This window comes from Roseibium hamelinense (assembly GCF_007830545.1).
GTDB lineage: Bacteria > Pseudomonadota > Alphaproteobacteria > Rhizobiales > Stappiaceae > Roseibium > Roseibium hamelinense.
The window spans coordinates 285,830-305,635 of record NZ_VLLF01000003.1; the positions used below are offsets into that span (position 1 = coordinate 285,830).

20 protein-coding genes and 1 riboswitch are annotated in these 19,806 nt (G+C 58.9%); of the genes, 8 read left to right on the plus strand and 12 right to left on the minus strand.

What is annotated here, in order from left to right:
• Nucleotides 1–145: 145 nt before the first annotated feature.
• The 3 genes from bmt to JM93_RS08785 all read left to right on the plus strand — a co-directional run bounded on the left by bmt (nt 146) and on the right by JM93_RS08785 (nt 3,619).
• Entirely contained in the window at nt 146–1,180 is a 1,035-nt protein-coding gene (gene bmt, locus JM93_RS08775) for a betaine--homocysteine S-methyltransferase (protein WP_145342635.1), read from the plus strand.
• A gap of 163 nt (nt 1,181–1,343) precedes the next feature.
• Nucleotides 1,344–2,687: a ferredoxin reductase family protein gene (locus JM93_RS08780; RefSeq protein WP_145342373.1), complete on the plus strand. Its 1,344-nt coding sequence runs from the start codon at nt 1,344–1,346 to the stop codon at nt 2,685–2,687.
• A 128-nt stretch (nt 2,688–2,815) separates the two neighbouring features.
• Nucleotides 2,816–3,619: a DUF1194 domain-containing protein gene (locus tag JM93_RS08785; RefSeq protein WP_244300789.1), complete on the plus strand. Its 804-nt coding sequence runs from the start codon at nt 2,816–2,818 to the stop codon at nt 3,617–3,619.
• 18 nt (nt 3,620–3,637) lie between these two features.
• On the opposite strand, the gene JM93_RS08790 is transcribed toward JM93_RS08785, so the two are convergent.
• From JM93_RS08790 to JM93_RS08800, 3 genes are all read right to left on the minus strand, one after another.
• Nucleotides 3,638–3,976 carry a hypothetical protein gene (locus JM93_RS08790; protein WP_145342377.1) on the minus strand — a complete coding sequence of 113 codons (339 nt, stop codon included), beginning with the start codon at nt 3,974–3,976 and terminating at the stop codon, nt 3,638–3,640.
• 223 nt (nt 3,977–4,199) lie between these two features.
• Nucleotides 4,200–4,841 (minus strand): ferric reductase-like transmembrane domain-containing protein, encoded by a 642-nt coding sequence (locus tag JM93_RS08795; protein WP_244300790.1) that lies wholly within the window; start codon nt 4,839–4,841, stop codon nt 4,200–4,202.
• 6 nt (nt 4,842–4,847) lie between these two features.
• Nucleotides 4,848–5,351, minus strand: a complete 504-nt coding sequence (locus JM93_RS08800; protein WP_145342379.1) for a peptidase associated/transthyretin-like domain-containing protein — start codon at nt 5,349–5,351, stop codon at nt 4,848–4,850.
• A 274-nt stretch (nt 5,352–5,625) separates the two neighbouring features.
• On the opposite strand from JM93_RS08800, the gene JM93_RS08805 reads away from it, so the two are divergent.
• From JM93_RS08805 to JM93_RS08815, 3 genes are all read left to right on the plus strand, one after another.
• The gene (locus JM93_RS08805; protein ID WP_145342381.1) at nt 5,626–6,516 is read left to right on the plus strand and encodes an NAD-dependent epimerase/dehydratase family protein; all 891 of its coding nucleotides are present in this window, start codon (nt 5,626–5,628) and stop codon (nt 6,514–6,516) included.
• A 66-nt stretch (nt 6,517–6,582) separates the two neighbouring features.
• Complete coding sequence (locus JM93_RS08810) at nt 6,583–6,993, plus strand: DUF1499 domain-containing protein (RefSeq protein ID WP_145342383.1); 411 nt, start codon at nt 6,583–6,585, stop codon at nt 6,991–6,993.
• A gap of 83 nt (nt 6,994–7,076) precedes the next feature.
• Nucleotides 7,077–7,715, plus strand: coding sequence for a class I SAM-dependent DNA methyltransferase (locus JM93_RS08815; protein WP_170230596.1), 639 nt, complete (start codon nt 7,077–7,079; stop codon nt 7,713–7,715).
• Between the two features lie 43 nt (nt 7,716–7,758).
• Here JM93_RS08815 and JM93_RS08820 read toward each other — a convergent pair whose 3' ends face one another.
• The 8 genes from JM93_RS08820 to JM93_RS08855 all read right to left on the minus strand — a co-directional run bounded on the left by JM93_RS08820 (nt 7,759) and on the right by JM93_RS08855 (nt 15,533).
• The gene (locus JM93_RS08820; RefSeq protein ID WP_145342387.1) at nt 7,759–8,163 is read right to left on the minus strand and encodes a hypothetical protein; all 405 of its coding nucleotides are present in this window, start codon (nt 8,161–8,163) and stop codon (nt 7,759–7,761) included.
• Between the two features lie 93 nt (nt 8,164–8,256).
• Nucleotides 8,257–9,594 carry an MFS transporter gene (locus JM93_RS08825; RefSeq protein ID WP_145342389.1) on the minus strand — a complete coding sequence of 446 codons (1,338 nt, stop codon included), beginning with the start codon at nt 9,592–9,594 and terminating at the stop codon, nt 8,257–8,259.
• Between the two features lie 112 nt (nt 9,595–9,706).
• Entirely contained in the window at nt 9,707–11,779 is a 2,073-nt protein-coding gene (locus tag JM93_RS08830) for an ASKHA domain-containing protein (RefSeq protein ID WP_425280815.1), read from the minus strand.
• A 93-nt stretch (nt 11,780–11,872) separates the two neighbouring features.
• Entirely contained in the window at nt 11,873–12,826 is a 954-nt protein-coding gene (locus JM93_RS08835; protein ID WP_145342391.1) for a methyltetrahydrofolate cobalamin methyltransferase, read from the minus strand.
• Nucleotides 12,823–13,722 carry a methylenetetrahydrofolate reductase gene (locus JM93_RS08840; protein WP_145342393.1) on the minus strand — a complete coding sequence of 300 codons (900 nt, stop codon included), beginning with the start codon at nt 13,720–13,722 and terminating at the stop codon, nt 12,823–12,825. The genes JM93_RS08835 and JM93_RS08840 overlap by 4 nt, the downstream gene beginning before the upstream one ends.
• Nucleotides 13,715–14,017: a virulence factor gene (locus tag JM93_RS08845; protein WP_145342395.1), complete on the minus strand. Its 303-nt coding sequence runs from the start codon at nt 14,015–14,017 to the stop codon at nt 13,715–13,717. Before JM93_RS08845 ends, JM93_RS08840 begins: the two co-directional genes overlap by 8 nt.
• A gap of 139 nt (nt 14,018–14,156) precedes the next feature.
• The gene (locus tag JM93_RS08850; RefSeq protein WP_145342397.1) at nt 14,157–14,804 is read right to left on the minus strand and encodes a DUF1638 domain-containing protein; all 648 of its coding nucleotides are present in this window, start codon (nt 14,802–14,804) and stop codon (nt 14,157–14,159) included.
• A 24-nt stretch (nt 14,805–14,828) separates the two neighbouring features.
• Nucleotides 14,829–15,533, minus strand: coding sequence for a corrinoid protein (locus tag JM93_RS08855; protein ID WP_145342399.1), 705 nt, complete (start codon nt 15,531–15,533; stop codon nt 14,829–14,831).
• 278 nt (nt 15,534–15,811) lie between these two features.
• A riboswitch (cobalamin riboswitch) is annotated at nt 15,812–16,003 on the plus strand.
• A gap of 136 nt (nt 16,004–16,139) precedes the next feature.
• Here JM93_RS08855 and JM93_RS08860 point away from each other — a divergent pair.
• Entirely contained in the window at nt 16,140–17,372 is a 1,233-nt protein-coding gene (locus tag JM93_RS08860; protein WP_145342401.1) for an aromatic ring-hydroxylating oxygenase subunit alpha, read from the plus strand.
• Nucleotides 17,373–17,379: 7 nt separating this feature from the next.
• Nucleotides 17,380–18,462, plus strand: a complete 1,083-nt coding sequence (locus JM93_RS08865) for an FAD-binding oxidoreductase (RefSeq protein WP_145342403.1) — start codon at nt 17,380–17,382, stop codon at nt 18,460–18,462.
• Between the two features lie 10 nt (nt 18,463–18,472).
• Here the strand turns inward: JM93_RS08865 and JM93_RS08870 are convergent, their stop codons facing one another.
• Nucleotides 18,473–19,558, minus strand: coding sequence for an HD-GYP domain-containing protein (locus JM93_RS08870; RefSeq protein WP_145342404.1), 1,086 nt, complete (start codon nt 19,556–19,558; stop codon nt 18,473–18,475).
• Nucleotides 19,559–19,806: the final 248 nt, after the last annotated feature.

The window sequence follows — 19,806 nt, forward strand, 5'->3', positions numbered from 1 at the left end:
AAGGTACGGAATGCCGGGTGAAGTCTGGTCGTGACGTGTCAAAGTTTGAAACGACAAAACCCGCGTGGACATCCGCGCGGGTTCTGTTATGGCAGATACAACAAGAACCAACGCGGCGGCTGGCTGCGAAACAGGGCTGGAATGCATGTCGAAACTTGAAGATCTTTTGGCCGCCAAAGGCGCTCTGCTGGCCGATGGCGCAACCGGAACAACGCTCTTTGACATGGGGCTGACCTCGGGCGATGCGCCGGAACTGTGGAATGTCGATGAGCCGGACAAAATCCGCAAACTTCATCAAGGCTTTGTCGACGCCGGGTCCGACATCATCCTGACCAACACGTTTGGGGCCAACCGCCACCGGCTCAAGCTGCACAACGCCGAAGGCCGGGTAAAGGAACTCAATGCGGCCGGGGCATGGCTGGCTCGGGACGTTGCCGAGGCTTCGGGCCGCGAAGTTCTGATCGCGGGCTCCATCGGGCCGACGGGCGAGCTGTTCCAGCCGCTGGGTGCGCTGAGTTATGAGGAGGCGGTCGAGGCCTTTGCGGAACAGATCGACGGCCTGATCGAGGGCGGTGCGGACATTTTGTGGGTCGAGACGATGTCGGCTGTCGAGGAAATGAAGGCCGCGGCCGAAGCGGCGAAGGGCCGGGACATCCCCCTGGTCATCACGGCGAGCTTCGATACGGCCGGCAAGACCATGATGGGCTTGAGCCCCAAGGGCATGGCGCAGCTCAAGACCGAATTTGCCTGCACGCCTGCAGCGCTGGGCTCCAACTGCGGCGTCGGCGCCTCCGACCTTCTGGCGGCGATTATGGACATGACGGCAGCCGATCCGGACCTGATCGTCGTGGCCAAGGCCAATTGCGGCATTCCCGAGATCCGCGGTGACGAAGTCGTCTATACCGGCACGCCCGAACTCATGGCGAAATACGCCCACATGGCCCTCAATGCCGGGGCGCGGATCATTGGTGGATGCTGCGGCACGTCGTCTGGCCATCTGGCGGCCATGCGCGGTGCCTTGGACGCGCACGTCCAGGGAGACCGACCGAGCCTTGAGGACGTGCTGGCCAATATCGGCCCGCTGGTGTCTCCGCCCAACCTTGAAGCCGATGCTGCCCGCGAGGAATCGGCGGCCGAAGGTGCAGGCGGTGGCCGCCGCCGCGGCCGCCGCCGGGGCTGAGAGAAGTCTGCGTCTTAACTTGGTTTCATACCAGCGTCTCAAGAGACTCAGCGCTGCAAAAGCAGATTGGATGCCGCTTGCGCCCTGCTCATCTGTCCTCTACGGCGTGTGGGATAGACTTTTTTGGTCTGCTGCCATGCTGATCGAGTGAACGGATATTGCAATGCGCCTGCCCGGACTGATCCTGATTGTTTTTGCGACCCTTGTGCCGGTCATCTGGTTTGCGCCGTTGGCAGGGGAGCGGGATGCGGTTGCCCTGTTTAGCCAGTATCTGGGTTCGTCCGCCCTGATCCTGATGGGAATCAATCAGTTCCTTGCTACGCGTGTCGCCGGGCTAGAAACCATTTTCGGCAGTCTCGACCGCATTTATGTCCTGCACAAGTGGCTTGGCGTTACCGCGTTGGTGCTGATGGGGCTGCACGATATTATCGATGCGGAAATGAACGGGCTGCGTGGCGGACCGCTGGCTGGCATCGCCGAAGACATTGGCGAGGTTTCGCTCTACGGCCTGCTTATTCTCATACTGGCATCGGCAATCACGTTCATTCCCTATCATTTGTGGAAGTGGACCCACCGGTTTATCGGCATTTTCTTTGCAATGGGGGCGTTCCATTTCTTCTTCATTGAAAAGCCGTTCTCTAACTTCGAACCGCTCGGTCTTTACATTTCAGTATTTTGTATCCTCGGGTTGGCCAGTTATGTCTGGATTTCTGTGGTCCGGCCAATGGCGCCCCGCGGCCACGCCTACGTGGTTCAGTCGGTTAAGCGTCTTGGCAGCGTTACAGACGTCGTCCTGTCTCCAAAAAGCAGAGGCATGCGGCATAAGCCCGGTCAGTTCGCTTTTTTGTCCTTCAAAGGCAGCGGTTTGTCGGAGGAACATCCGTTCACATTGTCGGATGCGCCGACAGGGGATAGAACCTTGAGATTCTCGATCAAAGATTTGGGCAACTACACCCATCGTTTGGGAAAGCACCTGAAAGTCGGCGAGGAAGCTACTGTCAGCGGACCGCATGGGCACTTCACCTTGCCGTCCGGCACTGCGCCGCAGGTATGGGTTGGTGCCGGAATTGGCATCACGCCGTTTCTGGCTTTTGCGGAAAGCTTGAAGAACCGTAAATCGGGTCCGGTAAAGCTTTACTACTGCGTGCGGGACACCGGGGATATCCCCTACGCTGTGGAGTTGGAGAAACTGGCTGAGTCGCTGCCGGATCTTGAACTGATCATCGTCAACTCGGCGGAGGGCGTGCGGCTGACCCCGGAGCGGGTGATCGACGATCTTGGCGGCCGCCTGAGCGAGGCTCATGTGTTCTTTTGCGGTCCCGTGGCCATGCGCAAGGCGTTGAAATCAGGCTTGATTCTGAAAGGCTTGAAAGCCTCCAGGTTCCATTTTGAAGAATTCGAAATGCGGACGGGCATCGGCCTCGGCCATCTTTCCGCGTGGATCTGGGATACCGGGATGTACCAGTTTGAAAAGCGCCAGGCGCAAAAGGCACAGCCTGCAGAGTAGGTTACTCAATTTCCTTTGCGTCATCACAGATCGTTTATCAATGTTCTGCAGATCTGTGCATGCCGCTGGACGAGGAATAGACTACGCTCTTGTCCATGAGACAACGCTTTGCCCTTAGCAACTGCATTTTGACTACTCTGTTTTTGCTGCTTGCGCTCACCCCGGTTCGCGCGCAGGAGCCTCAGCGGGTGGATGTCGCACTCGTGATGGCTGTCGATGTGTCGCTGTCGATGTCCTATGAGGAAATGGGCATCCAGCGGCGCGGGTATGCGGCGGCGATTACCAGTGGTGAAGTCATGCAGGCGATCCGGCAGGGGGCTCACCAGCGGATCGCGGTGACGTTCTTCGAATGGGCCAACAACACCTATTCCCGCGAGATCATGGGCTGGACGGTTATTGAAAGCCCGGAAGATGCGGAGCTGATCGCTGCGAAATTGCGCACCGAACATGTGCGCGGCGAACGCCGGACGTCCATTTCCGGCGGCATCTACCATGCTGTCGAAGCACTGGAGAACATGCCCTTCATCGCTGAACGTAAAGTCATTGACGTATCAGGCGACGGGCCGAACAATCAGGGCTTGCCGGTAACGGCCGCGCGCGACGAAGCGCTTGCCAAAGGCATTACCATCAACGGCCTGCCTCTGATCACCACCGGCGGCTATGGCTCTCAGTTCAATATTCCGGACTTGGATGAATACTATCGGCGTTGCGTCATTGGCGGGCCACTCAGCTTCATGATCCCGGTGAATTCCTGGGACCAGTTTCCCGAAGCGGTGCGCCGCAAGCTCGTTCTGGAAATTGGTGCAGTGCCGGACGGAATTTTGCCGGAAGACCGGCGGGTTGTTCCTGCCCAAATCACATTCGGCAAACCCTATGATTGCCTTGTCGGCGAAAAACTCTGGCGCCAGCGGGGCTTTGGGCTCGACCGCTAGCGCCCGAGAACTTGCCGATCAAGCCGCCTTGGCAGTCTCCGTTTCCTCGGATTTGTCGAGGTACTTGTGAAACTGGTATGCGCCCACGGTTGCGAGCGAAACGGCGCACAGACCGATGAAAGCATCAATCAGTGGATGGAATGGCAGCAAAAGCGCTGCGCCGAATGTCCCGTAAAAGCTGGCCATGAAAATCAGGAACAACACGATGGTCACCATCATTGGCACGCGGTCGCCGGCGAGCCAGCCGGTGCGCCGTTCGGACTGAAACTGATCGGCCATCAGAAAATAGCCGATTTCCGTGGCCATGAAGACGAGACTTGATCCGATTATCGGAAGGATTTTGAGAAGCAACGGCATTGTTTCGCGCCTTTTGGAAATTGTTTCAGGTTGTTCTTGCGCACCAGGCCGGAAGGCGGGTCGAAAGTAAGGGAAAACGGCGCCCCCAGTGGCCGTATCATCCCAGATGGGATGGAATTGATCCATTTGCCAGTTAAATTTTGGCAAGATTGACTACTAAATTTTAGGGGTATGTCGCAACTTCGCCGTATTCGTCAAGGTTGCAAGAGCGTGTTTCGCACCATCAAGCGCGGTTTCGGGCTGGAGACCGCCAAATTTTCAGGTCGACAATGGTCTTGAGCGTAGCAGCGGCGACCGCAACACACAGCGAAACCTTGGACATCGTGCCCATTGCACCCTCAATCAGGAGTGCATGAGTGATCGTGCTGCCAACCGTGATGATGGCCAGCGAGGTGTGTATCCGGCGCCAGACACGGGGCGGTAGGCGAAGGCGTTTGCGAAATACGGCCAGGCCGGCTGCGGCAAACACAGCCCACATTGCCGTGACACCCCACACTGAAAACGGCGTTGGCGAGCGGAACAGCAATGCGTCGACAACATCTGGCGGGCTGGTGACCCAAAGACCGCCAACATGGATCAGGACGGTGATCACCAGGCCGGCTCCAAGCCACCGGTGCAGCGCGCGGGCCCGCGATGCCGGAAGCCAGCGCATGTAACCTCCAGCCAGAAGCGGCTGATACAGAAGGACCACGAGGCCGATTATCCCTGCGAAACCGGCTGCGATATAAACCGGTTGGCGCCATTGCAGCAAAGGGCTGAACGCGGCAACGGCCACCGGAACGGTGCTGGCAATCACCACCGCGGCCCAGAAGACCAAAGACCACGGATGGCCTTTGGCCCGTAATTTGGGGAGATTGAGTATCAAGCCGGGTCAGGCAGGTTCAAGCACGAAATGAGCGGCAAGTGTCTTGTGCCGCGCGCTTGGCATCACCGGACGCAGGAACACAGTTTTAAAATCGCCGCTGTCATAGGCAAGGTGTCCGTGCGGCTGCCCGAAGGCAGGCACGATTTGCGGCATGTCGAGGCTGAACTCGCCGTTTTCGTCGGTCAGGGTCGCACCGTGGCTTTGCGGATCGCGCTCGTGCCCTTCCGTGGTATGCGCCCAAATCTGGATGCGCTGGCCCGGCATCGGAGCGCCGTCACCGGCACGGCGGACGGTGCCGGTCATCAAGAAGCCACCGCTGCCAATGCGTTCCACAATTGGCGCGCCAGGGCGGTAGTTGTTCGAGCCGCCGCGCATGGACGGGGTCGGGGCGACCCCCTTGGCTTGGGCGGGGACGATGAGGCGGCCTGCGCCTGATGCCAGCGCGCCGGCAAGTGCGGCAGCACCGCCGGCGGCGATGAGGCTGCGCCGTGTGATGATCGCTTTCGTCATGCTGATCTCTCCTTAACGTCTGAAAGAGGCTCGGCCTGTCGACAATGAATGTTTGTCCCTCACAAATACAGCGCGCAAAACGGGATTTCTAAGGCAGGCAGCCTGTTCAGCTTGAAAACGTTCTCACGCTTTCGTGAGGTGGGCCGGCCGCCGATGGTCCCTTCTGCCGGCAAAACGCAGACGCTGGCTCTGTGCGCAAAACCCGTTGTGTTTCCGGTTGCCTTTTCGCTTCGTCCCGGAGCAGTCTGTGCGCTGGGAACCGGGAGGATGTTTTATGCGGATTTTGTTCACCGGCGGATCCGGGAAGGCCGGCCGTCATGCGATTGCCTACCTCGTTGAGAAGGGGCACAGGGTGCTCAACGTGGACAAAGTGCCGCTTGACCATCCCGGCGTGAGCGACCGGATTGCCGATATTACTGATGCCGGCCAGATGTATGATGTTATGTCCAGCTATGCGGGTTTTGAGGAGTTGGAACCTGGGACGGGTGTTCCGAGATTCGACGCTGTTGTGCATTTTGCGGCCGTCCCGCGCATCCTGATGACCACTGACAACGAATGCTATCGTGTAAACACGCTTGGCACCTACAACGTGATCGATGCGGCGGTGAAGTTCGGGGTCAGGAAAATCGTGTTCGCATCCTCTGAAACGACGTATGGCATCTGCTTTGCCGACGGCGAACGCAAGCCGGACTATCTGCCGATCGATGAGCAACATCCCGTGGTGCCCGAGGACAGCTATGCCATGTCGAAAGTGGTCAATGAGGTGACCGCCCGCAGCTTTCAGAAGCGTTCGGGCTTCGACATTTACGGCTTGCGGATCAACAACGTTGTCGAGCCTCATGAATACGCGCAAAATTTTCCCGATTATCTCGCGGATCCCTCGCTTCGGCTGCGGAATTTCTTTGCATATATCGATGCCCGCGATTTGGGGGAAATGGTCGACCGGTGCCTGGCGGTCGACGGTCTCGGGTTTGAAGTCTTCAATGTCTCGAACAATGACCACTCGGTCGGTCTGTCATCCGCCGAACTGATCGACGCCTACTATCAGGGCGTAAACGTGTCGGATATCGGTCCGAACGAGACGTTCTACTCAAACAAAAAAGCGAAGGATCTTCTCGGATTTCAACCCAAGCACAGCTGGCGGGATCACTTGAAGCAGGACTAAGGCGGGACGCATCCGGATCATCCGCTGGTCCTGTGGCATGCCGAAATGACGGAATTGGTATAGATCATGAAATTCATTTTTTTGGGCGCAGGGCTCGTGGTTCTGCTTGCCGTTCTAGGCGATCTCTATATCCGCTTGACGCCGGTCGGGCCGGAAGATGTGCCGCCGGTTGACCGGAGCCGGGCACCCGGCGCGTATCCGATGGAAGGCGGGTTTTATGTTGTCCGGCCTGCTGCGGACGTCGATTTGACGGGATTGGAAAAATCCATTGCGGACACCCCGCGCACCAAAAAACTGTCGGGATCGGCAGCAAATCCGCCGATGGTGTTTGTGCATCGCTCGCTCATCTGGGGGTTTCCTGATGTGACGCAAGTCTGGGTCGAGGGCGCAAATGTGCACATTTACTCCCATCTGGTTTATGGCGGCAGCGACCTCGGTGTGAACCGCAAACGGATGGATGGCTGGCTCGGCCAGTAGCCAGCCATCCTGTGTTGATCGCGGCAAGCCCGGTCCCTAGGCTGATTGCTAGAGACAGCAATTGAAAGGTGCGGATAATGGCCATGTCCGACAAGGCGCAGAGACTGCTTGAAAACGCCTATGCGCTCGAAACGCCAGATGACAGCCGCGCCTATTATCGCGGCTTTGCAGCCTCCTACGATGAAGATTTCGCGGACGTCCTCGGGTTTGTCTACCCGCAGAAGATTGCAGAAATTTACCGTCAGATATCCGGGCCGGACGATGGCCCGATCGCGGATATTGGTTGCGGCACGGGGCTTGTTGCGCAGGCGCTGGATCAGTCCGTTCAGCCAATTGACGGTATGGATATTTCGCCCGACATGCTTGCGCGGGCAAACGAAAAGGCGCTCTACCGCCGAACCTTTGAAATCGACCTGACCGGGGATCTGGGGCCGATCTGCAATGACTACGGCGCGCTCCTGTCCTCAGGCACGTTCACCCAAGGGCATCTGGGGCCGGAGGTTCTGGAAAAGCTCCTCGGGATTGCCCGGCCGGGCGCGCTGTTTGTGATCGGTGTGAACAAGGTGCATTTCACCAGCCTCGGATTTGAGGCGATGCTTCAAGCTTTGATGCATGCGGGGCGGATCTCTGGTCTGGAGGCCCGCGAAGTCCGGATCTATGCCAAGGACGGCCATGAACATTCTGAAGACATGGCGCTCGCCGTTTCGTTCCGGAAAGCGTGACATGGCAGCGGTCTGGGAGTGCGGATGCTGAATTTCGTGCGCTTTACGGCCCGATACAAGTGACACCAACAGGCGGTTCGTCCCCGACCTGCAGATACCCGATCTGCAAGGGCTCCTCGCCAGCCGAGCGGAGCAGGCGGATCGATACGAGCAGACGCTCTGCCTGATCGTCCATGAGGTCGATTTTGACGGTTTCGGCGTCTGTAAATGCCCGGGCGATCACCAGCGGAACCGCGTCCGGCAGGCCCTTTGTTGTGTAATAGTCGTTGCCGGTCCCAACTGTGACATCAATGATCGCCGGGACGGGTCCCGCGCCAAACAGAATATCAGCAACGGCGGCACCTTCGAACGCGTCACAGGTAATGTTGGAGGTCGCGAGCGCTGGTCCGGCGAGGGTCAGCATGCCGGCGGCGACGGAACTCATCATGAGAGACCTGAACCAATTCATGTGACGTTACCTCCCAACCCGGTCTGCCAGCCTTCCTGCATCCTCGCTAGCATAAGGCATTCCAATGTTCGGGGCGATGTCAAACCGGCCGGTTCACGGCTTGTCTGGAGCGGGGGAGCTGTTGTCTTCGGTTGGTTCCGTCGCTGTGCTTTCGGCCTGTTCGGTTTCGTCGTTCTGTTCCGCTTCGGCATTTTCATCTGCCTGTTCGGCAGCCCACACGCCCGCGGCTTCAACGGCAACGGGAGACGCGGTCGGCAAGACGCTGAGATAACTTTCGGTATCTTCGACCGGCGTCGGTGCGCGCTGGGTCATCCGGTAGAGCGCATAAAGCCCGATCAAGGCAAAGCTGCCTCCGAGCACCGCCCAAAACGCGATTGGTCCAGCGGTTTGCATGGCCCAGCCGGTCAAAAGGGGCCCGAGAATTGCACCAATCCCGAAAGTCAGCACCAGACCGCCCGACGCCGCCGGCATGTCTTCGACCGACAGGCTGTCATTGGTGTAGGCCAGAAACAGTGCATAGAGCGGCGTTGTTACCCCGCCAGCGAAGAAAGCAGAGGCCATCAGTGGCCAGAAACCGCCGCCGATTGCAATACCAACGATGCAGGACAAGGCCCCCAGGATAGACGCGCCGAAGATCAGCCAGCGCCGGTCGATCCGGTCAGACAGCCATCCGATGGGGTATTGCAGGACCAAAGCCCCCGCAAACAGCATGGCCACGAAAAACGCGATCTGATCTGCCGTCAGCCCGATTTCGGTGCCATAGACCGCGCCCATGCCCGATTGTGTGGCGTAGATGCTGCCCAGAATAAAAATGCCGACCGTGCCGAGCGGCGAGCCGACAAACAGGTCCTTGAGGGGCATGGGGCGGGTGACTTCCGCGGCTGGCACATGGCCAACTGACAGAAGGATCGGCGAAAAGGAAATCGATACCAGGATCGATGCGCCGATAAACAGCACCGAGGTCGCCGCGTCGCCAAGCGTGAGCAGCGCCTGTGCGCCGATGATGCCCAGGGTCTGAGCGATCATGTAGGCCGACAGCACCTTGCCACGTGTTTCATTGGTGGCCGCATCGTTGAGCCAGCTTTCCGCAGTCACATAAATGCCCGACATGCAGAAGCCGACCAAAATGCGCAGAACGGTCCAAGCCCAGGGCTCCGTGACTAAAGGAAAGGCGATCAAGGCCGCGGACATGAAACTGCCGAGCGCCGCGAACACGCGGACATGTCCAACCCTCCGGATCATTCCGGGTGTCATCCGGGCCCCGGACAAGAACCCCATGAAGTAGCCGGAGGTGACGATCGCCAATTCGGTGGCGGAAAACCCTTCGATGTCGCCGCGAAGACCGATCAAGGTGAACTGCATGCCGTTGCCCAGCATGATCAGCACGATGCCAACCAATAGGGCCCAGATGCTTGACAAGACAGAGATCATGCGTGGCCCCTTCGGTCTCCCGGCTGCCTGCAAGGGCAGCGGTCTTCCCCCATGCACCTAAGGCAGGATGATTGGAAATCGACCCCTTTTTCAGATTTCCGAGCGATTGAGCTCAGCCGCGCCGCCGGCGCCGTCGGCCCCCGGCTCCTTCTGCGCTCTGGGGCAGCTCTTTAGGCTCGGGCAGGGCAATCGCTTCACGCAGATTCGGGAACGGGTCCACCTTGTTGGGCAGCGCCATGGCGTTCACGAAATGCTCCTGGAACTTCGGCTCCAGCGCCGTTTCGATCTTCTCGATCTCGCGCACGGTTTGCTCGATCTCGCGCCGGTGGTCTGTGTTGAGCAGGGCCATCCGGGCTCCTGTTCCGGCCGCGTTGCCAACGCCGGACACGCCATCGACGGGGCAGTCCGGGATCAGCCCGAGAACCATGGCGTAAGTCGGGTCAATGTAGCTGCCAAAGGCACCGGCCAGTTTGATGCGGTCGAGTTTGGTCGTGCCCAGCTTGTCCTGAAGCAGTTTGACCCCAGCGTAAAGCGCCGCCTTGGCCAGCTGGATGGCGCGGATATCCGTCTGCAGGATCGAGATTTCGACGCCCTGGTCCGCGATCTGATAGGAAAAGGTCCGTCCCTTGGGCTGGATGCGGACGGTCCGCTCCGCCATAGACCCGTCAATAACGCCGTCCTCCGTGATCAGACCGGCCAGATACATCTCGGCAACGGCCTCAATAATGCCGGAGCCGCAAATGCCGGTCACACCGACACTGTCGACTTTCTCGTCGAAACCTTCTTCATCCGACCATTCGTCGACGCCGATCACCTTGAAACGCGGCTCAAGCGTGTCCTTGTCGATCCGAATGCGCTCGATGGCACCGGGCGCGGCCCGCTGGCCGGAGGATATCTCTGCCCCTTCAAAGGCCGGGCCGGTGGGCGAGGAGGCGGCCAGAAGCCGGTTCCTGTTACCCAGGACAATCTCCGCATTCGTGCCGACATCGACAAGCAGTGTAATGTCTTCGCCCTTGTGCGGGGCTTCGGAGAGGGTGGCGGCGGCGGCATCCGCGCCAACATGTCCGGCAATGCAGGGCAGCATATAGACCCGTGCGCCGGGGTTCAGCTCCAGATCGAGATCGCGGGCATTCAGGATCATGGCATCGGAAGCGGCGAGCGCGAAGGGTGCGCCGCCAAGCTCCACCGGATCGATTCCGAGAAACAGGTGATGCATTACCGGATTGCCGACAAAGGTGGCATCCAGAATGTCCGACCGCGCCGCGCCGACATCGCCGACCAGCTTGCCGACCAGCGCATTGATGGCATCGCGCACGGCCTTGGTGAGGTCCGGTAGTTTCGACGGGTTCATCTGCACATAGGACACCCGCGACATCAGATCTTCGCCGAAGCGGATCTGAGGGTTGGACGTGCCCTGCGAGGAAACCGTGCGGCCGGTCTGGAGATTGCACAAATGCGCCGCAATGGTGGTCGAGCCAATATCGACGGCCAGGCCATAAACGGCCGTTTTCTCGCCCGGCCACAGCGCAGTGACCGTGGCTGGTGCCTGCGCGTCGCTGTAAATCGCGGCCGTCACGGTCCACTTGCCCTGGCGCAGGATGGTCTGGACCTTGGGCAGCAAGGCAGGGTCCATGGCAAGATCAGTCAGCCCGGCCGCACCTTTCAAGGCTTCGCGGAGCCGGTCCGCATCGCCGCGCGGTACATGCATGTCCGGTTCGGCAAGGGTCACGGTGTGCAGCGAGACCGCGGATTTCGGCGCGATCGCCTTGGCCTCGGCGCGCTTGCGCACGACCTGGCGGTTGGTTTGCGCGTCGGTCGGCACGTCGATGACGAGATCGCCCAGGATCTTGGCCTGGCAGGACAGGCGCCGGTCGGCAGGCAGGCTGCGCAATTCCGCATAGCGGTTTTCAGCATCGGTCGCCCCGGCCAGATTGTCGGCCGTGCTTGTCACGTTTTCCTTGGCAAATGCGCCTTCGGACACCGAGATCTGGCAGCGCCCGCAGATGCCGCGCCCGCCGCAGACCGATTCGACATAGACCCCGAGGGATCGGGCGGCATCCAGAAGCGGCGTCCCCACCGGAAACGTTCCCCGGCGGCCACTGGGTTGAAACACGACTTTGGCTTGTTTTTCGACTGCGGTCATGACTGGCTGGTTCGAACGTGTTGCGGAGGGAGCAAGGGCCATGAAGCGCGACCCGGGATCGGTTTGCCGCCCGGGTCGTGCTGGTTTTTGATTGGCCGTCCGGACGTTTCGATGCCCGGCCGGAATAAAGCAGGCTTAGCCAGCGGCGCGACGGCCGGCCCGGCCCCCGCGCCGGCGGCCCCCGCCGGACGCATCTGCAGGGGCTGCTGCAGCCTGCCCGGCTGCGGCCGGTTGGTGGTCCCGGTAGGTCATGATCCATTCCTGACAGTTCGGATCGGTGCCGTTGAGCACGTTGGCAGCGCGAACCGCTTCCATCTCTTGAGGACGGCACGGGTTCATGATCGCCGAGGTCATGCCGGTGGCGATCACCATCGGGATGAAGGCGGCGTTGATGCCGTGACGATGCGGCAGACCGAAGGAGACATTGGACAAGCCACAGGTCGTGTTGACCTTCAATTCTTCGCGGAGGCGTCGCAGTAGCTGAAACACCTGCTGACCGGCGGTGCCCATCGCCCCGATCGGCATGACCAGAGGATCGACAACAATATCATTGGCGGGAATGCCAAAATCGGCGGCGCGCTCGACGATCTTTTTGGCAACGGCAAAGCGCACGTCCGGGTCTTCGGAAATACCGCTTTCGTCATTCGAGATCGCGACCACCGGCACATCGTATTTCTTGATGAGCGGCAGGATGGCTTCCAGCTTTTCTTCCTCACCCGTCACCGAGTTGACCAGCGGGCGGCCCTTGGCAACCTTCAGGCCGGCCTCGATCGCAGCTGTGACAGAGGAATCGATCGACAGCGGCACATCGACCAGTTCCTGGACCATTTCCAAGGTCTTGACGAGCAATGGCGGCTCGGTCTCGTTCGGGTTGACAGCCGTGACGCCTGCATTGACGTCCAGCATGGTGGCCCCGGCCGCGACTTGGGCCAGCGCGTCAGCCTTCACAGTTTCGAAATTGCCCTCGATCATTTCAGCCGCCAGCTTCTTGCGGCCGGTCGGGTTGATGCGCTCGCCAATGACGCAGAACGGCTGGTCAAAGCCAATGATGATTTCCTTGGTGGCAGAGGCGACGACAGTACGGGTCATTGAGCAATCTCTTGAACATCTAGGGAAGACGAAGTGTCTGAGCGAAAGGACCAGCTCCCACGCTGGGTGAGCCATTCAGCGGTCTTTTGGACGCCGCCAAACGGATAAACATGGATCTGGGCAAGCTGGCTGTGCGGACGGGCGGCAAGCCGCGTTTCGAGCGGCTCGACCATTGTGTCAGGATCGTAGCCAGACAGCATGGAGACAACGGATCCACCGCGTTTTTTAATGAACTTGAGCGAATTTTCGACACCTGCAAAAGCGGCGAATTTCAACAAAGTGGTCATTTTGGCCGGACCGGCAACACCTATGTGCACCGGGAACTTGTTGCCCCAGCCTGCAATTTCATCAAGCCAGATATTTACCCCGGCCGGATCAAAGCCGAACTGTGTCACCAGTAGGAACCGTGCATCGCTTTCGAGTGCCAGTTCATGCTTGCGCATCAGGAACGACTTGATGACGTCCGGCTTGATGTCAGGTGCGCCTTCCGGGTGGCCTGCCACGGCAATTGTCTTGATGCCCAGTTTATCGAACAGTCCGGTTTCAAGAAGCGCGACGGAAGAGGTGAGGGGCCCGGCCTTGTCGGCTTCGCCCGCAATGGCCAGCACGTCCGTGACACCGGCTTCCTGGGTCAGCCGTGTGATGCGCTGCTGAAACGCGTCAAGGCTCGGATACCGGCGGGCGGCCATATGCGGAACAGGCGTAAAGCTCCGGTCGGTCAGGGTTTTGGCGGCTGACACAATCATGTCTTCCGACGCATTGCCGAGATCCGTGACATAGACCCGCGTCTTTGGGGGAATGAAGTCCAGCAGTTCTGTCTTTTCGACCACCTGCTTCGGCGACATTTCTGTCGAAGCGGCAAGGCGGCCTTCCGGCGTCAGGCGTGTATCAGTCATGCTCCTTGCCTCCCTGGTCGAGCAAAGTTTTCAGTCTGTCTTTCGGGTAAGCCGCAGTCAGCTCTTCAAAGGCACTGTCCGCTTCGCTCTCCAAATCATCGGTCACTTCAATCGGGTCACTGCGGCGCCACTCGGCCATATAGGCTTCGCTGTCCTTGGCGCCGACGCGCATGGCACAGGCGTCTATCGCTTCCATGAAGACAGGCGGCATTTCCCTGCGGGCCGACTTGCGGCCTTTCTTGATCAGGATTTGCGCCGGGATGTCCCGCCAGAAAACGATTGTCTTTTGTGCCATGGGGCTGTGTCCTTTCGCCGCTGATGATTGCTTGACACGGCGCGGTTTCAGAGGCGCGAAAACGGCACTGGAAACATCAAATGCGACTTGTTTCAAACCTGTGAGAAATCGTGTTGGGTTTGCAGGTTTCCCAAGGGCTTCAGCCCGTGGCCGGCTGGCTCAAGAAACTGTCCAGCATGCCGTAGCCGGTGCGCCTTATTTCCAGCGGAAGGTCAAGCCGCTCGGCGGCCGCTCTTGCTGATTCTTCCAGTTCAGGATTGCTGGTTTGCGCTAGGTAAAGAACGCGCGTGTAGTGGGCGAAATACATGTCGCGCAAATGCGGGTGCCAATCGAGCCCGAGCGGTTCAATAACCATGGTCTGAAAATGACGGGCCAGGAAATCCGTCAGGTAAAACGTGCCCAGCTGGTCTTCCTCGAGCTGGTTGAATTCTTCAAGTCCGGTGAAGAATGCATAACAATGCGCGCCTTCGATGCGCCGGGCGCCAGTCTCATTCAAAACGTTGTCGAGCAGGCCGCCGGTTCCGCAGTCGCCGTATCCGATCAGTATCTCGTCGTAAACATCCCGGTTCAACAGGATGGCTTTCCGGACTTCCTCGGGGATCTTGTCGGGGGTGTTGTGGAGCTGAGCCGGCAGGCAGGTCAGGTCGATATGATCGAGCCCGTTGCGATCACGGATCGCTATGATCTCACGTGCCAGGGCGCCGCATGCAATGACAAGGACCCGGCCAATTTTCTTGGCCGGGCCCGATGTATCGTCAAATTCGAAAAGGGGAACGCCGGTGCTCATGCGCGTGGCATCCCATCCGTCCGGTCAAGCGCGGCTTGCCAATTGGTTGTGGCGGCGTGCAATCAGATCAGTGGCCATCTCGACGGCAACGGCTGCGTCGCGGCAGTATCCGTCTGCGCCGACAGCTTCGCCGAATTCCTCGTTCAGAGGTGCACCACCGACCAGAACGATGTACTGGTCACGAATGCCTTTGGCCTTCATCTCGTCGATCACGACCTTCATGTAAGGCATGGTCGTTGTAAGTAGGGCCGACATGCCGAGGATGTCCGGCTGGTGCTCTTCGAGAGCTGCGAGGTAATTTTCGACCGGGTTGTTGATCCCGATGTCGATCACTTCAAAACCGGCCCCCTCCATCATCATGGAGACAAGGTTTTTGCCAATGTCGTGGATGTCGCCTTTGACGGTGCCAATCACCATCTTGCCGACCTTCGGCGCGCCGGTTTCGGCGAGCAGCGGGCGCAGGATGCCCATACCGGCCTTCATCGCATTCGCTGACAAAAGCACCTCGGGCACGAAAAGGATGCCATCACGGAAGTCAACGCCGACGATCCGCATGCCTTCGACAAGTGCCTTTGTCAGGATGTCATAAGGCGCCCAGCCGCGTTCGAGCAGGATGTTCACGGCTTCCTGGATCTCTTCCTGCAGGCCGTCGTAAAGATCGTCATGCATTTGCTCGACGAGTTCGTCGTCGGACAGGGCGCTCAGGTCAATATCTTCTTCGTCAGACATTCACGTCTCCATGGGCATCACGGGCCCTCGAAACACTTTTGTTTATGTAAAAACCTTATGGCCACCGCGCGATTTGCCGGTATCTTCAAAACGACACCCCAAGTCGCACCTGCGACAGAGTGTTTCACTGCGAAAAACTTCAGTCACAGCAACAGCCGATCCGGCGGATCAAATCACAATTTTCCGTCAACATTTGAAGCAATTGCCGATCATTGCACGATGTCTGAAACCGGCTGTTGAATGTCGGTTTTGCATCGCGGGCACGCCGGGTCGTGGTGCTATGCACAATTTCGCAAGGTGCGGCCATGATGGCCGATAATTCGGGAAGACGGTGAAAGGCCGTCACTGCCCCCGCAACGGTGACAGGACGAAAGCAGCTGCCAAAACCAGCCGGTGACACCGAGCTGGTGCCTCAGGCGGCGATCGGACGGTCCTGAAGTCCGGAAACCAGCCTTGCGGAGAGAACGTTGAGCCGCGGTGGGCGGTAACAGGCGCGAGGGTGTTGCCGTCCGGTTGATCGGTTGAGGCAGCACCTCCTGTATCCCCCTATCTGCGCATGATTTTTATTGACGGGCCGCTTCGGTTGGCGGTGCTTGGAGAGGTGACATGCAGGCTGAGCAAAAGGCGCTTGAACTGCTGCAAAAACGGAAATCCGGCCACGCGTTGGAACAGGCGTTTTATACCGACGCCGAGATTTTTGCTCTGGATCTTGAGAAGATTTTCTACCGCGATTGGCTGTTTGCGATTCCCGCCTGCGAAATTCCAAAATCCGGCAACTATGTCACTCACAAAATCGGCGCCTACAGGATTGTCATCGTCAGGGGGGCGGACGGTGTCATCCGCGCATTTCATAATTCCTGCCGACATCGGGGCTCAATTCTGTGCAAGGCGCAAAAAGGGTCCGCCCCAAAGCTGGTTTGCCCGTATCACCAATGGACCTATGAACTGGACGGGTCGCTCCTGTGGGCCCGTGATATGGGGCCAGACTTCGACCCGAAAGCACATGGCCTGAAAATGGTGCATTGCCGCGAGGTCGGAGGGCTTGTCTATGTCTGTCTGGCCGAGCACGCTCCCGATTTCGAACCCTACGCCGACCTGATCGCGGGATATTTGGCGCCGCATGATCTTGGCAATGCCAAGGTGGCCTATGAAAGTTCGATCATTGAGGAGGGCAACTGGAAGCTGGTCTGGGAGAACAACCGTGAATGTTATCACTGCGGCGGCAACCATCCGGCGCTGTGCCGGAGTTTTCCGGATGATCCCGGGGTTACGGGTATTGTCGGCGATGACATGCCCGAGGCGCTTTCCAGCCATTTCTCCAGGCTGGAAGCTGTCAATCTGCCGTCAAAGTTTCATTTGGCCGATGACGGGCAATACCGGGTGGCGCGCATGCCGCTGAAAACCGGTGCGGTAAGCTACACCATGTCCGGCAAGGCAGCCGTTGCCAAACCCCTCGGGCGCATTCCTTTCGCCGATGCCGGCGCGCTTTTGAAGTTTCACTATCCGACAACATGGAATCACTTTTTGCCGGATCATTCGCTGGTGTTCCGCGTCACGCCCGTCGGCCCGACGCAGACGGAGGTCACGACGAAATGGCTGGTCCACAAGGACGCGGTCGAGGGTCGGGACTACGATCTGAAAACCCTGACCGAAGTCTGGATGGCGACCAACGATGAAGACCGCCGGGTCGTGGAAGACAATCAGCAGGGTATCCTGTCGCCTGCCTATGAGCCGGGGCCATATTCCCCGACCCAGGAAAGCGGCGTACTTCAGTTTGTCGAGTGGTACTGTGACACGCTGGGCGCGCGTATCGCACCCTTGATGCTGGCTGCGGAGTGATCCCCACATGAGCCTTTTGAAATCTGCCGGTGCTGCCGGTCCTGCCATTTGGGATGACAGCGAACTGCTGGAATGCGTTGCCATCGTGCCTGAAGTGCCCAATGTCGCAACGTTTTGCTTTCAAGCGCCATCAGGCGCGTTGTTCGACTATTTACCCGGACAGTTCCTGACGCTGGAACTCCCGGTCAATGGCGGGCCGCTTTACCGGACCTACACGATTTCGTCCTCCCCCTCGCGGCCGATGTCGATCACCGTCACCGTGAAGGCGCAGGACGACAGTATCGGCACGCGGTGGATGCTGGATCACCTCAAACCGGGCATGCGCATCAAGGCAATCGGGCCGGCAGGCGTGTTCAGCCACAAGCTGCATCCTGCTGACAAGTACCTGTTCATTTCGGCCGGCTCCGGGATCACCCCGATGATGTCGATGGCAAGCTACATGTTCGACCATGGCAGCGAACCGGATATCGTCATGATCAACTGTGCCAAACGGCCATCGGAAATCATCTTCCGGGAACGTCTCGAGCACATGGCAAGCCGGGTGCCCGGCATCGATCTCAAATTCGTTGTCGGCACCAATGACCGTTACAAGGTGTGGACCGGGTATCAGGGCCACTTGAACCAGCTGATGCTGGGTCTGATGGCACCGGACTATCTGGAACGCGAGGTGTTTTGCTGCGGACCGGAGGAATTCATGCAGGCTGTGCGCGATGCGCTGTCTGCACTCGGATACGATATGGACCGCTATCATCAGGAGAGCTTTCACGCCCCGGCTGCGACCGAGGCCGAAGTTCCAGAGCTCGACGATGTGGTGCCGGATGAGGCGGAAACTGCCGAGATCTACTTCCTGCAGTCGGACGTGCGCACAAAATGCACCGAGACCGATACCGTATTGAATGCGGCGCGCTCCGCCGGTTTGAATATTCCCTCTGGGTGTACCTTTGGGGTGTGCGGTACGTGCAAGATCAAGAAAACCTCAGGCGACGTTCACATGGTGCACAGCGGCGGGATTTCGGAAGAAGATATCGAGGACGGTTTCATCCTCGCGTGCTGTTCGCATCCGATCGGCAAGGTCGAGGTCGAGGTCTGACACAGGGGCGCTACTGAGCGGCTTGGCTCTTGACCTTCGCAAATCCGCCGGTTTCGCGGCCGGGTTTGCTTTTGAATTCCTTGAAGAGTTTCTGATCCAGCTTGCTGCCCATGCCCTGAAGGATACCGTGGGCTGTTTCCACGGGCATGGCCGCCTTGTAAGCGCGGTCTTCGACAAGGGCTGCGAAGATATCGCAGATCGTCATAACGCGGATCTCCTCGGGAATGTCCTGCGCCATTTTCCCGTTCGGATAGCCAGACCCGTCGAGCATTTCATGATGGTCCCGCGTGATCGCAAGGAGCCGCTCATCGAAATTCTCGGCCTTTTTCAACATAGCAACCCCGGCTTCGGGGTGGCGGCGGACAACATCCATCTCCTCAGCGGTCAGCTTCCCGGGCTTGTCTAGGATCTGAAGCGGGATGGCTGTTTTGCCGATGTCGTGAACAATGCCGCCTGATGTGATGACGTCCAGCGCGCGGTCGTCCAACGACAGCCGATAGCCGAAGTCTGCGCATACGGCCGCAACCAGCAGCGAATGCCGGGTTGTATGTGAGTGGTAGGCGTTGATGGTTTCCAGCACACCATCCAACCCGTGGCGCTTGATGGCAGCGTTGATGGCGCCGGCTGCCCAGGTAACTTTGGTAATCGGAGGCGGAGCACCGAGCATGGCGGCCAGATTGATGTCGTTAAAGGCCCGCCGCACCCGGTTCATCTCCGGTCCGGCCGGCGTTGCCATGGCGCGTTTGCCCTGCATGTCTGCAAACAGCTCATAAAGCGTGCTCAGCGTGTGGCGGGCATTTTCCGCACGGCTCAAAAGAACGGCGCCGGTCAGCGCCTCGGCCTGCTTTTGTTCGTGATGATCTCCGGGCGAATAATAGACCGCGACCTTCCGGTCGGCGTCGAGATATTCGCGGATCTGAAAAACCGTCTCGCGGGCCGAGAGAATTTGGTCGAAGACAATAATTGAGGCGTCATCGGCGACGGACTGGGTCAGGCCGCCCGAGGCGATGGCTTTGATTTTGAAGGCTCGCGCCAGGAGTTTCGCCCGCTCGATCGACCGGGAGATCGAATCCGAGACGAACAGGATATCGTACATCCCCGTGTGCCACCTCTGTTGCCGCCGGGCGGATCTTGTTCGGACCTTTATTTGGTTTGTGGAAGTGCTCGAAAAAATGAACTGCTTCCTATATCCGAAACACTGTCGCTGTTATTTGTTGAGGTGGAGTTAACTGGCGGAATTAATTGTCATTTTCGTAGACTAGAACAAATAACCGCAATAATTACATTGGTATATATTTCAATTTTCGATTGCGAGGCCCGGTTGTGGCCAGCACGTCCGGGCCC